At 65.2% G+C, this 12,316-nt stretch carries 16 protein-coding genes; 2 read left to right on the top strand and 14 right to left on the bottom strand.

Going from position 1 to position 12,316, the window contains the following annotated elements; all coding sequences use genetic code 11:
- The first annotated feature begins 227 nt into the window (after positions 1 to 227).
- Positions 228 to 566: a hypothetical protein gene (locus tag ACFYZQ_RS33805; RefSeq protein WP_389156217.1), complete on the top strand. Its 339-nt coding sequence runs from the start codon at positions 228 to 230 to the stop codon at positions 564 to 566.
- Between the two features lie 87 nt (positions 567 to 653).
- Positions 654 to 878, top strand: a complete 225-nt coding sequence (locus ACFYZQ_RS33810; protein ID WP_389156220.1) for a hypothetical protein — start codon at positions 654 to 656, stop codon at positions 876 to 878.
- A 226-nt stretch (positions 879 to 1,104) separates the two neighbouring features.
- Here the strand turns inward: ACFYZQ_RS33810 and ACFYZQ_RS33815 are convergent, their stop codons facing one another.
- The 14 genes from ACFYZQ_RS33815 to ACFYZQ_RS33880 all read right to left on the bottom strand — a co-directional run bounded on the left by ACFYZQ_RS33815 (position 1,105) and on the right by ACFYZQ_RS33880 (position 12,316).
- Positions 1,105 to 1,380, bottom strand: coding sequence for a hypothetical protein (locus ACFYZQ_RS33815; RefSeq protein ID WP_389156222.1), 276 nt, complete (start codon positions 1,378 to 1,380; stop codon positions 1,105 to 1,107).
- Entirely contained in the window at positions 1,377 to 1,613 is a 237-nt protein-coding gene (locus ACFYZQ_RS33820; RefSeq protein ID WP_389156408.1) for a peptidoglycan-binding domain-containing protein, read from the bottom strand. Before ACFYZQ_RS33820 ends, ACFYZQ_RS33815 begins: the two co-directional genes overlap by 4 nt.
- Positions 1,613 to 3,544, bottom strand: a complete 1,932-nt coding sequence (locus tag ACFYZQ_RS33825) for a hypothetical protein (protein WP_389156225.1) — start codon at positions 3,542 to 3,544, stop codon at positions 1,613 to 1,615. The genes ACFYZQ_RS33820 and ACFYZQ_RS33825 overlap by 1 nt, the downstream gene beginning before the upstream one ends.
- Positions 3,545 to 4,693, bottom strand: a complete 1,149-nt coding sequence (locus ACFYZQ_RS33830) for a hypothetical protein (protein WP_389156227.1) — start codon at positions 4,691 to 4,693, stop codon at positions 3,545 to 3,547. It lies immediately after the preceding gene.
- Position 4,694: 1 nt separating this feature from the next.
- Positions 4,695 to 5,603, bottom strand: coding sequence for a hypothetical protein (locus ACFYZQ_RS33835; protein ID WP_389156229.1), 909 nt, complete (start codon positions 5,601 to 5,603; stop codon positions 4,695 to 4,697).
- A 1-nt stretch (position 5,604) separates the two neighbouring features.
- Positions 5,605 to 5,982 (bottom strand): hypothetical protein, encoded by a 378-nt coding sequence (locus ACFYZQ_RS33840; protein ID WP_389156232.1) that lies wholly within the window; start codon positions 5,980 to 5,982, stop codon positions 5,605 to 5,607.
- Complete coding sequence (locus ACFYZQ_RS33845; RefSeq protein ID WP_389156234.1) at positions 5,982 to 6,281, bottom strand: hypothetical protein; 300 nt, start codon at positions 6,279 to 6,281, stop codon at positions 5,982 to 5,984. Before ACFYZQ_RS33845 ends, ACFYZQ_RS33840 begins: the two co-directional genes overlap by 1 nt.
- The gene (locus tag ACFYZQ_RS33850) at positions 6,281 to 6,460 is read right to left on the bottom strand and encodes a hypothetical protein (protein WP_389156237.1); all 180 of its coding nucleotides are present in this window, start codon (positions 6,458 to 6,460) and stop codon (positions 6,281 to 6,283) included. Before ACFYZQ_RS33850 ends, ACFYZQ_RS33845 begins: the two co-directional genes overlap by 1 nt.
- A gap of 9 nt (positions 6,461 to 6,469) precedes the next feature.
- Complete coding sequence (locus tag ACFYZQ_RS33855; RefSeq protein WP_389156239.1) at positions 6,470 to 6,751, bottom strand: hypothetical protein; 282 nt, start codon at positions 6,749 to 6,751, stop codon at positions 6,470 to 6,472.
- Positions 6,751 to 7,725, bottom strand: a complete 975-nt coding sequence (locus ACFYZQ_RS33860; RefSeq protein ID WP_389156242.1) for a N4-gp56 family major capsid protein — start codon at positions 7,723 to 7,725, stop codon at positions 6,751 to 6,753. Before ACFYZQ_RS33860 ends, ACFYZQ_RS33855 begins: the two co-directional genes overlap by 1 nt.
- Positions 7,726 to 7,770: 45 nt before the next feature.
- On the bottom strand, positions 7,771 to 8,238 hold the full coding sequence (locus tag ACFYZQ_RS33865; protein ID WP_389156244.1) for a hypothetical protein: 468 nt from the start codon (positions 8,236 to 8,238) through the stop codon (positions 7,771 to 7,773).
- 310 nt (positions 8,239 to 8,548) lie between these two features.
- Entirely contained in the window at positions 8,549 to 9,748 is a 1,200-nt protein-coding gene (locus ACFYZQ_RS33870) for a hypothetical protein (protein ID WP_389156247.1), read from the bottom strand.
- A gap of 1 nt (position 9,749) precedes the next feature.
- Entirely contained in the window at positions 9,750 to 11,030 is a 1,281-nt protein-coding gene (locus ACFYZQ_RS33875; RefSeq protein ID WP_389156250.1) for a hypothetical protein, read from the bottom strand.
- A complete protein-coding gene (locus ACFYZQ_RS33880; protein WP_389156252.1) occupies positions 11,030 to 12,316 on the bottom strand; it encodes a C40 family peptidase in 1,287 nt (428 codons plus the stop codon). The genes ACFYZQ_RS33875 and ACFYZQ_RS33880 overlap by 1 nt, the downstream gene beginning before the upstream one ends.

Raw genomic sequence — 12,316 nt, forward strand, 5'->3', positions numbered from 1 at the left:
TTGGGGCGGCCCCTGCTACCAGGAGCCCACGCAACCGCCCCCGCCCCAGCCAGACAAGCGACCCCCGTACGCCGTGGCGTACTCCGTGAACGGTCACCTCTACGAGGTGGCCGTTTCTGGTGACGCCGCCGTGCGCGCCGTGGACGGAGCCCTGGTCATTCAGCATCACCTGGGCCCCGTGGCTGGGATCGTCCAGGTGCTGCCTGTCATCAACGAGGAGGGCGCCGATGGCGCTGACCCTGAAGCTCAATAAGACTGCGGTGACCTTCACCTACACGGACGACAACATGACCGCTTCTTGGACCGTCAAGAGCGAGGACGGCGAAGAGCGGCTGATCAGCACCATGCGGAAGGTAATCGCCTTCGTGGAGGGCGAGGAGGACAAGCAGCCCTTGCCGGAGCGCGTTCCAGGCATGGCGTTGGGCAGGGCCCAGACCGCCCAACCGTCGATGGCGGATGGCCAGACCGGCAACGGCTGGGCCGCGGTCGTCCCGCCGGCTCCGCCGGAGCTGCCGGAGGACCGCAAGGGCGAGTGGGAGATGATCCCGCCGGGAGAGCAGGGATGAGCAAGAAGCCATGCCCTGAGTGCAGACGCAGTCAGGGACACAAGATGGACTGCACCGTGGGCCGTGGAGGAAAGGAGGAGGAAGCCGGTGGCTGACAGCGAGTGGTTCCAGATCGAGACGAAAGACGGGCGTGTGATCGCCAGCGGCATGGACACAACGTTCTCCAACCGAGAGCAAGGCATGGCGGCAGCCCGGCAGGTGGCCCCCGGTAGGCCTGAGGATGTGCTGATGCTGGTCAAGTACACGCGCAAGGAGATCAAGACCTTCACCAAGCGCATCACGGTTGACGAGGCCGACGTACCGGCGACGTAGCATGAGGGGGTCGCTCCGGCCTCCGGCCTCATCACCCGGAACCTCTCCCCGGGGCGGCGTCCCAAGGGGAGCGCGCAGCGCCGGGCCTACTGCCTCAGGTCCCGCGGTCCGCGCAAAAGGAAGCCCCCGGCCTGATGGCCGGGGGCTCCTTTTTTGTGCCCGCGTTCAGAACGGGCACGTTGGCTGCCAAGCCATTAGTAAAAGTACCCATTGCCACTGACATTCATCATTCTGTGTTCGCCCCTTCACGCTCCGCCAACGCCTGCTTCACACCTTCCTTGATCCGTTCGTCCAGGACGCCATTCGTCTGACGCGTGATCGTCGCCAGAGCCTCGTCCTGCCTGTCGGACCGGTGGTCCAGGTGGTTGATCACGAACACGGCGCCCAGGATGGGCGCCACCAGCGCCACAAAGCTGTTGGTGTCCGACCCCTTCAGGGTCAGGACCACGAAGCCGGCGATGACCAGGCTGGCTATGCCCAGCTGCAAGACAGTCGATCTCATTCGTCTCCCCTCAAGGACGGGTGCTTGAGTTGGTCCAGGGCCTCAGCCGTAGCCCTGTCCAGAACTCCCGTCACGGGCAGACGGAAGAGCTGCTGTACGCCCCGCAGGGCGGTCTTCGTGGCCGCGTCCATGTCTCCGGTCACATCCAGGCTCAGAGCCCGCTGAGCGGTCCTCACGGCCTCTCGCTCGCCCTCATTGGCGGGGGCGATGATGACCCTGTCCGGCGGCCACATCACGCTGTCACCACGTCCGCAATGGTGCGGAGTTCGACCCACAACACACCGCCGTAGTTGGACAGGTTCGAGCCCGGTTGGGCTCGCTGCTCGTAGCGGTAGTCGTCGATGACTACCAGGTAGCTCTGGTCGTTCTTCAGGTCCTGGAAGGCGACCGCGTCACCGCGGGCGAAGAGCTGTTCAAAGGCCTGGAGGCGGGCCAGGGTGCGGCCCTCGTAGCCCACGGTCTGGCCCGAGGCCGTCTTCTCCTTGTCGAAGCAGAGCAGGGGCACCGTGAAGACCCTCTGACGCACGCTTCCGGGCATGGCCTTGAGCTGCCAGCCGTTCACCTCGCCACCCTGCGAGGTGTCCGTGCCCGAGCGGGCCAGGGTCAGCTTCAGCTGCACCCACTCCACGGCCGTGGCCGGCGCGGCCAGGACCACGTCCTGAATGACCGCGCTGCCACCCTGGGAAATGGTCAGGATGGAGGTCTCCGAGCCTCCCGGTTCGATCACCGAGACGCCGACGGAGCCCATGAGAGTGGTAGGAGTCTTGACGGTGATGAACTTGAAGATCTTGGGCTCAAGAGTGGAGTACCTGATCCGTCCCGTGGTCAGGTATCCGGTCGACTCCTTGTCTGTGGCGTGCTCCAGGTAGGCCCCTTGGCCGACCACCGAGAAAGCCATGCGGTCGCTGTTGCCGAAGTTGGTCACAGAGACCACTTCGCCGGTCACGGCGGACTGCAAGTCCGTGGCGTACGCGAAGCGCCCGCCGGCTGCTGAGCTGGTGTCCTGTACCGGCTGACCGAGGTCCACCCGGTACAGCCCGGATTTCGAGTCGATGCCGTTCGTTGCCGCGACGAAGAAGAACCGGTCATAGGCCGCGATGGCCTTGACGCCGGAGCTGTTGGAGATGAGCAGCGGGCCATAGGCGATGTCCCCGTTGGAGTCGATCTCACCGACCCTGAAGCCCTTGTTCGTGCCGATGCCGACGAACGTCCCCAGGTAGGTGGTCAGGCTGTACACGACCTCGCCCAGCGGGAGCTGTGCGGTCTGGATGCCGCCGCTAGCCAGCGTGGGGACATTGCCCGAGGAGTCCAGCACGAACTTGTAGATGGCGCCCTGAGAGCCGGCATAGCCGGCGGCGTAGATGGCGTTGGTGCCCTCCGCTATGGCTGTCCAGGTCCACGCGCTGTTGAGGTGCGTGAAGCGCAGCGTCTGCACGCCCGCGGCGTTCAGCTCATACAGCTTGTTGTCCAGGCCCAGCATCATGCGGCCCTTGGCCCAGCCCAGGCACACGTTCGCGGTGCCCGTGGCCGACCAGGCGGCCCCTGCACCGGCACCGGTGCCCTTGTAGACCTGCACGTTGTCTGCGGCGTAGTACGCCGTGCCGTCGGAGGCCAGAGCCCGGATCGTGTTGGCCCCGCCCCAAGTCACCGTGGTGGCGGTCGTGCCGTCGTCGCTCTTCAGCACGTTGCCCACGGCCGACCAGTAGCGGTCCGTGCCGTCGTTGTAGCCCACCACCATGTGCTTGTTGGCGGAGGCGTCGGCAATGCGCTGTGTCGTGCGGCGCAGAAGCGTCAGCTTGCCGTTCGTCCACGGGTTCAGGCCCACAGAGTGGCCGTACTGGATGGCGTGGCGGTTCTGAAGGTTGGCCACCTGGACCTGGTCGGGGTCCTGGTAGAGCAGGCCTTCCCCGCCGATGAAGGTGGCCTGAGACCTCAGCCACCAGTTAGCCAAGGACTGTTCTCCCGGCTCCCTCTGGTTGTCGAACTGGTCCTTCCTGACCTGCGCTCCGGCCCGGGTCATCACCCGGTCATCGGAGATGGCCGACAGCCAGGGCATGCCGCCGATCGCGTAGGCGTACTGGACGCCGGCCAGGGCGAAGGAGGTTGAGGCCGTGGCCGTTCGCCCCGACAGGGGGAACGGCAGCCGCGAGACGATGCCCGCCATTTACGCCTCCCGGTACCAGCCCTGAAGGGTCATGATCGTGCCATTGGCGATGTACTGACTTTGGAACGACGAGGTGTCGTAGAAGGCAATCACGCAGGTGCCTCCCGTGCCACCGGCGAGAACCTGCGCCATGATCGCGCCGTTTGACGCCACGTTGAGCGTGACGGCCCAGCCGCCCGCGGCGAGCTGACGAGTGGTGCTGGCTCCGTTACCGTCCCGGAAGGGAGTGCTGGGCAAGTTGAACGAAATCTGTGAGGTTCCAGAGCCGTTGGCGCTCCAAGTGGTGTAGACCTCAAACCAAACGACCTTGCCGAGCTTCTTGTACCACCCGACGTTGGTGCTTGTCGCCGGGCTGCCTCCGATGGTCCATGTGGGCGTAAAGCTCGTCCAGGTGGTGGCCCCGGCCGAGATGTCGCCTGTCACCGACAGGGCGCCGCCCACGGAGAAAGAGTCGTCCGTGGCCAGGGTGTCCGCGGCCGAACGGTAGAGGTTGGTGTCCCTCGCCCCGTTTCCCGGGCCCCACTCGTGCAGCCCGCTGGCGTAGGCGCGGAAGCGGTCGAAGGTGTCGCCCGTGGCAATTGCCGCCAGACTCACGTTGGTTGATGCGGACTGCGTCGACTGGATGGCGCCTGTGTGGTTGGCCGTGCCGGAGAACGTTGGACTACCGGAGAAGGTGGGCGACCCCGAGAAGCTGACGTTGCCCGACAGGGTGGGACTGCCTGTGAAGGTGCCAGATAGAGCACCGGCGTTGATGGTCGGAGACGTGAGGGTCTTGTTGCTGAGCGTCTGTGTGTCGCTCGTGCCCACGATCGTGCCCGTGACGCCGTGCACGGCGACCGTGGCGGCCTCATGGGTGCGGAAGGCCGTGGCATCCGTGGCGTCGTAGACGTGGCGCACTACGGCGCCCAGGCTGTGGCTTTGGGCGCTCGTGCTGCCGTATCCGCGGGTGATCGTGAGCGTGGTTCCGGCCGCTGCCGTGACCGACACCAGCTCTTCCGTGGCCGCCCCATAGTCCAAGGCCAGCGTGTACGGGAAAGAGCCGGGGAAGCCGGTGGTGGCGCCCACGGTGATGGACGTGGCGCCCGAGGAGATCGACCCTGACAAGGTCGTCTGCTGCGCCACGTTGGAGTAGAAGACTGCGTTGGCCACGTCAGCTCCCCTGGAAGAACGCGTAATTGGGGACGTCGGCGTAGAGCTGGTCCCGCTCCTCTGCAAGGCGCTGCTGGTACAGCTGCGCATACATCGCCATGGCCTTGGCCGCCGATGCGGGCGGCACCAGTGGAGCCCGCTCGGTGGCTTCCACGCTCTGCTGCTGGAGGCGTGCGGACTCCAGGGCAGGCAGCAGGCGCATGCATGTGCCGTAGACCACCAGGTCCGTGTACCGGTCCGGGTAGCCGGTGGTGGCCGCGAAGTCGTCCGAGTTGTTGGCCAGCTGGGTGGGCGGCTTGGCATAGACGACCTTCACCGCCTGGCCAGCGGTGACGTAGTCCAGGATCTGGATGGACTTCCCCGAGGGGAAGTTCGCCGTCCTGGCCTTGGGGTTGTACCGCCAGTTCGGCAGAGGCTGCGCCACCTTGGACGGGCCGATCAGCTGGCCCGTGACGTACCAGACGTCAGAGCAGTCTGAGGGCAGCTCGTATTCGACCTGCGGGGCAAGCTTGGTGATCTCCGTGGAGGAGAACACCACCAGCTCCGGGTACAGGGTCGTGATCGTCTGATTGATGGCTTCCTTGATCCGGGCCCGAGGAAAGGCCGGGTTGGAGGTCACCAGAGTGTGGGCGCTGTGACTTGCAGCCGTGGTGCCCTCGTACCCGCGGCCGTTCGTCAGGCCCATGACGGAGACGACGCCAGACGTCTGGTCGAAGGTCTTTACCAAGATCAGCTCATCGTCGATCTCCACCAGGCCGCGGCTGAGGTTGGTCACGGTGGACGCATCACAGGTGAAGGTGGTGTCTCCGGCCGTCATGGACACTGACAGCTCGCTGACCGACTCCTGATTGAGGGCGAAGCCCAACAGCTGCTGGCGCACCTGCTTGACGAGCTGATCGAAGGTGGTCACCTCAGTCGCCCACCTTCGTGGCCGTGAAGAACACGTTGTAGGCCACGCCGGCGGTGCCGTTGCCGGTGGCGTTGACGGAGAAGTTCGTGGACCCGTCGGAGGTGAACGTTGTTTCCCACGACGTCACGACGTTCAGCGCCGGCACAAGCGGGATCGAGGACAGAGCCGTGCCGCCAAAGCGGAACTCCAAGTTGCCGTTGTCGGCTGCCGCCGGTGTGCCTGCCGAGAGGTAGGCCACGACGTTGACGCGGTACAGCCCCCTGCCGCTGGGCGGCAGGGACGTCACGAGTGCCTGACCTGCCGTGACCGACGTCGCGGCCTTGGCCGACCCCATGGAGGCGTTGGCAAGGGGGCCGGTGTAGACCTTCATCTCTGGCATCAGGCCACCTCCGCCCCGGCGGGCATGGGGGCGGCCGCACTGAAGTCGCGACCGTACGCCGCTCCAATGGCGTCGGATGCCTTGATGGCCCGCATGATCTGACTCGTCTTGGTGCCATCGGGCCGGATGCCCTGGCGGCGTGCCGAGCGGTACAGCTCCAGTTCCTGATCCCACTTGTTCTGTTCGGTGGCATCCCCGCCACCGATGCCGCAGTACGCGACACGCAGGTTGGCGGAGCGAGCACACTCGCCCCAACTCTTGTGCTTGCCCGGGGTCGGGCAGCCGGTACGGCAGGCCATCAGGACCCCGCAACGTCCGCGTCGCGGTAGCCGATGGAGACGTGCGAGTCATCCTCGGTACCAAGCGCAGTGTTCTGGATCGGTACGGCGGCGATGGTCGCCGCCAGGATCAGGCACTCGTCCTGATTCGTGATGTTGCTGTTGCCGCCATCACCGGTCGGGCAGCAGTTCGCGGCCATGGCCGCCTCCTACGAGATGAGCGTGAAGTTCGCGTTGGTCACGCCCACGCCGGCCGCGATCAGCGCGGCCTTCGTGGCGTCGTCGACCACGTATTCGTGGCCGCCCATGTACATGCCGGGGGCAGACGCTGCGATCTCGTCCTGGGTGGGGAACCGCGCCGCCCGGTACGTGCCGGGCGGGCCCTCCAGGATGGTGATTCCGCGCGCAAGCTTGACCCGGAGGAACAGGCGGTCTTCCCAGGACGCCGGACCCTCGTCCACTGACGGGGTCCGGAACGTCCAGGTGGCCATCAGGAGCTGTCGATGGAAGACGTCGTCTCGGCCCTGACAAGGGCCTCGTTCCGGTAGATCTTCCAGCCGGCCACGCCGTACCAGCCCAGAGGCCGGAAGCGCGCCAACTTGTCGACGATCGGCCCGGCCACCACATGGAACTCATCCGCCACAGCCTCCGCCAGGGCCTGCTGGCCCGCGTAGTACGTGCGGAAACGGCGCAGTGTGTTGTCACCGGTACCGGCGTCCACGGCGTTGTAGCAGCGGGGCGACTCGATGTAGAACGCGCCCTCGTAGGCGCCGATCTCACCGGCCCAGATGTTCCCGGCCGCGCTGTAGTTGTGCGGGTCACGCCAGGCAGCCGCGCCAGTCTCCGCCCGAAGGTCGTGAGAGACCTCGGGGTGGATGGCGCACCAGTACAGGCTTCCCTTCCTCGGGACGGCCTTGTTGGTGCGCAGCTTGGCCGTAGCCAGGCGGGCGATAGCCGAGTTGAACGTATCCGTCGTGGTCATCGTGGTGCCCACGGGAGTGGAGACCGTACCCGTGGTCACGTAGCTCACCGTGCCGGCTTTCCTCTGGACCACATTCGTGCCTGAGCGAAGCTCGGTCTGCACGATGACGTCAACGGAGTCCGCCATGTTGTACGCGATGATGTTCGCGATGGCGGGGTCCACGTCCGTCAGGCTGTAGAGGTACAGCTTCCGGGTCCGAAGGACCGGGTTGCCGTACTCGTTGAGCGTGATGGTGGTCGTGGTGGGGTTGCCCATCGCCACGGAGTCCGGGTCGACCGTCTCCGTGAGCGCGGAAGTGGCGGTAGCCAAATCCTGGTAGCGCTCCAGAACGATGGAGCCGCCGGGCGCAGTAGTGGACACCGGACGCTTGTCAGCAACCGCGCGGAACATCGGCTGAGAACGCAGAGCGAACTCAAAGGTCTTGTCATACGCCGTCTGGACGGCGCTGCTCATTGCTGAGGTATCGGTAAAGGCGTTAGCCATGGCCTCTCACCCCCCAAGTGGGGATGCCGTAGGGACGGGGAGAGGTCAGGAGTTCCAGTCGTACGGCGAGCCGTGAGACTGCATCAGCTTGGCGAAAGCCTCGTAGTCGCCTGCGGCCTTCAGGGCCGCAGCGATCTCGTTGTCCGTGCCAGCGGGAGGGGCTACGCCCTGCGTGCCCTGCTCCTGCATGCGCTGCATCTGCTCCTGACCATCAGCCGGAACGGTGGAGGCCGGCGGCCCTGAAGGGGCCTGCTCGCCTGGCTCGCCCTCACCGGGAGCGGCGGGGAGCTTGGCCAGGGCGCCGCCATTGGCGGTCAGCCATTCGTCCAGCTGGGCGGGATCGCCCGAGAACAGGCCTGCGGCCTGCGGTGCGTATCCCTTCGCCTTGAGCGCGTCGGCTACGGCCTGCTGCTTCTTCTCGGCCTTCAGGGCCTCGTTCTCTGCCTGAATGGCCTTCAGCTGTCCGGATACCTTGTCCATGTATTCGCGGAACCACTTGGGTCCCTGGTCCATGGGCTGAGGCTCCCCAGCTCCCGACATGTCGTCTGGGTCGAAGCTGCCGAAGCTGTACTCACTCACTGCCACTCCCGTGTCTCTGTCGCGGCCAGCTACGCCACCGGGGGATGGCTTCGCGCTCCGCTCCCGGCCTTGTCGTGGACGGGGCCGGTCGGTCCGTCGGCGCGGGACTGTAACCCTGCCGATCAGATTTAGCTAGCAGTGGTAGTTAAATCCCGTATCGGCTTCTTCCGGACAGCACAAAGCCCCCAACCGAAGTCGAGGGCTTGGGCCGTCACCGCCAGGTGTCGCGGGTGTCTCCCGCGGGTCAGGTCTGAGAATACCCAGGGTTCAGGCCAGCCACGGAAGAGCCCTGAGAGCCCGCGAAGGCGGCCCGCTCCTGCGAGCGGAGCCGCTTGCCCTTCTCGGCCGCGGACTCCGTCCCGACGGAAGCGGCAGCGCCCGGGGTGAACACCTCTTGCTCCGCCTCGCGCTGGCTCCAGCTCGTGCCATAGCGCCCGGCGATGCCCAGCATGGATTCGAAGCCGTCGGCGATCTGGCTGTAGGCCTGCTCTGCCTGGTCGGCCGTGATGCCCAGCGTGGCGTAGCCCTCCAGGTCCAGCTTGTTTACGCCGAAGCCGCGGCGCAGGGCAGCGGCGCCGATGGCACCAGCTGCGGCCTGCTTCTTCAAGATCGGCTCAGCTGTCTTCCTGTCCAGGAAATAGGCCGTCAAGTCGGCCTCGTTGATGCCGTACATCTGATGCAGCGCCTGCCGGTACGCCGGGTTGGACTGACCGACCGCGGCCGTGGCTAGGTCCACCCTGTCCTTGATCTCGGTCGGTGAGACGTCCGAGGCTATCCACTTCTGGAAGTCGGCCGCATCGTCATAGAAGCCCTTGGGTAGCCCAGCGGAGCTGAGCACCTGGCGGTAGGCCGCCTCGGTCGCCAGGTAGTCAGCCGGCGACAGCACAGCCAGCCCCGCCTTCGCGCGGGCCTCGTTGGCCGCGAAGCGCTTCTTGTACTCCGGGGTGTCCTGAAGCAAGAGCGAGATCGTGTCGGCCCCGTAGCCCTGCTTGACGTAGTCGTAGATGCGCCCGGCCAGAGAGCCCAAGCCGTACGTGTTGAACAGAGACTTGAGCGCCAGGAAGGCATCCCGGTTCTCACCCTTCAGAAGCTTGTCGTACTGGCCCGAGACCTCGTAGACCTTGTTCTGCAAGGTCGTCTGCTGCTTGATCGAGGCACTACGCGCCGTCGCTTGGGCGCTGATGAAATGAGCCTGCTGCTTGAGCTGGGCCTCGATGGACGTTCGCTGCCTGGAGGTCAGGTGCTTGTTCTTCAGCTGCGCCTGGAGGCCTTTGACCTTGGCATGAGCCTTGTTGATATTGATGGTGTTCTGGTGGCCCTTGACCTTCTCCTTGGCTAGGTTGCCCTTGGCCGTGGCGACTGCCTTCGGGTCGATGCTCTCCTGAGGCAGGTCAATGGTGTTCTGGAAGTCGGCGGGAACGTTCTGAGCGGGAGGAGTACTCATCTCACCAGGCCAATCCGAAGTCCTTCGCCACCTGGCGAGCGACGGTCATCATGCCCTCGCGGGCATTGTTGGTCTTCCGCCATAGCGGGTCATTGCGCACTTCGTTCTCGAACTGCCACAGCGGCGTGGCCTTGTGCATGGCGTCCGAGACGTGCTTGTTGAACAGGTCCACGTCTGTCTCTGGCAGCTCCAGCAAGCTGGATACGCTCTTGATGTACGGTGCGGCCAGGTCGATAGCGTTCTGCCCGGCCAGGATCTGATCCTTGAAGGCGCCATATCGGGCCGCGGCGGCCTTGCGAACCTGGGCCTCCACCGTCTCCTGGGTCGTCTTCCCGGAGACGATGGCCACGGAGTTCTTCTTGTACCAGTCGCCGCTGTACTTCATGCCGTTCAAGTAGGCCGCCGTGTGCAACTTGTCGAACGCCTCGCCAGCCTCGCCCCACATGATGCCACCATGGGTCGTGGCCTTGGCGCCCAGCCAATCCTTGATCCGGTCGTCCGACCAGCCCAGGGCGAGGCTGTTGTAAATGGCCTCCTTGAGCAGCTTGGTGGACTTGCCGCCCTTCAAGATCTGGTTGCCCAGACCAACGGAAACCGCCAACTGATTGATCTTGTACTGACCGTTGGACCAGTTCTGCTTGAAGGTCGCCGGGTCGGTGAACTTGGTTGTGACGTACTTCCGCAGCGTCGAGGACTGCGTACGCCACCACTTCGTGTTTTTCAGCGATGCCTGGAACTTGGCGGCCGACCACTGACCAGAGACCGCCTTGTTGAACAGCGACTTCAACTCCTTGGAGGAGTTGACCAGGGCGGACGTCAGACCGTACTGAGAGGCCAGTTCATCGCGGTCGAGCTTGGGCGTCACAGTGCCTGTCCCCATGTAGGTACCACCACCGCCTACGCTCTGGCCCGAATACCGCTGCGCTCGGGTCATAACGCTGCTCACGTACGTGCTGACGGGCGGGTTGCCGTAGCTCTTGTTGGGATTCGGCTGACCTGAGTACCACATCGCCGCAGCGCCAGCAGCGCCGTACCGCTTGTAGTAGCCGCCCAGGACACCACGGACCACAGCGTCCTGCGCCTGCGGGTTACTCAGGAACTGTTGGGGCGTCAGCCGCTTCCCGTAGTACTTCGCGGTCCAGTTCCCGACATTCGCGCCCATGACCTGGTACCGACCATAGGCGCGGTCATTGCCCACCATCGGACCGAGTGCGTGATAGTTCCCGCCGGACTCCTGCTGAGTGATGGACCACAGGAACGCTTCAAAGCTCGGCTGCGCCATCAGTGCACCAACCCCATGTCTGCGAGCACTTGTCGGCCTACGGCCATCGTCTTGTCCTGTGCCGACTGGGTCTTTCGCCAGGCCGGGTCATTCCTGACCAGCTGTGTGAAGTCGTTCAGGTTCATGGCCTCGGGCTGGCCCTGGGCGTTGGCCCGGTTCAGGGCAGCCTTCACCTTGGGCGAGAAGACCGAGACGTCCGTCTCGGGGACGCCCAGCTCTGTCGCCACGGTCTGGATGTAGGGCTGGGCCAGATCCTGGATGTCCGCGCCAGCCTTGATCTGTTCCGCGAAGGCCGGATACAGCCCGGCCGACTGCTCACGAAGGCTCGCCTGGATCTTCTCCATGGTCGTGAGTCCGCGGACGACGTACTGTGCGTTGTTCAGCACCGACTGCTTGGTGACGGCCACGCCGTTCTTGTAGGCCTCGTTCTTGATGGCCTGGGCCACCTGCCCGGCCATGCCGCCCAGGACTTCGTGGTCCTGGAACTTGATGTACTGGCCGACGTAGTTCTGAATCTGGGCGTCCTGCCAGCCGAACCAGACCATGCCCTTGGCCAGCTTCTCGACGGCCTTGTCCGAGAGCATGGCGCCGGCCTGGACGGCCAGCTTGCGGGCCGCCACGCGGGCGGCCTCCATCTGGGCCTTGTAGGTGGCCGGGTCCGTCTTCTGGAGCACCTGCGCCTGACGTACGGTCTCCGAGTTCTTCTTCCACCAGCTGGAGTTCTTGATCTCGGCCTGGAACTTGTCCGGGGTCCACTGGCCGCTCACCGCGGACTTGAGCATCTTGAACAGCTCGGGCTGGCTCTTGAAGAAGGCGTAGCTCATCCCGTACGTCTCGGCCAGCTCGTGAGCGTCCAGCTGGGGCGCCGCTTCGCCGGTCAGGGCGTTGGGGTCCGGGGAGGCGGAGACGCCGGGGACCCGGCGACCACCCATCCAGCGGTCCATGTAGTACGAGTCGGCCAGTGAGCTGATCTTGACGCCCTGACCTGGGTTGCTGGCGTGGATGAACTTGCCGCCGCCCAGGTAGATGCCGACGTGGTCAGGGCCCTTCTTCGTCCGGTCGGTGTCGAAGAACACCAAATCGCCGGGCCTGAGCTTGTCTGGCGACACCGAGGCGCCCACCATGATCTGGTTGTACGTGGTGCGCGGCAGCTGAATGCCGTGCTTGCCGTAAACGTAGGCGACCAGCCCCGAGCAGTCGAAGCCGCCCGGGGATTCCCCACCCCACACATACTGAGAGCCCAGGTACTGCCTGGCCAGAGATGCGATGTCCTCTCCACGAGCCAT

Source organism: Streptomyces sp. NPDC001843, assembly GCF_042891955.1.
Lineage (GTDB): Bacteria > Actinomycetota > Actinomycetes > Streptomycetales > Streptomycetaceae > Streptomyces.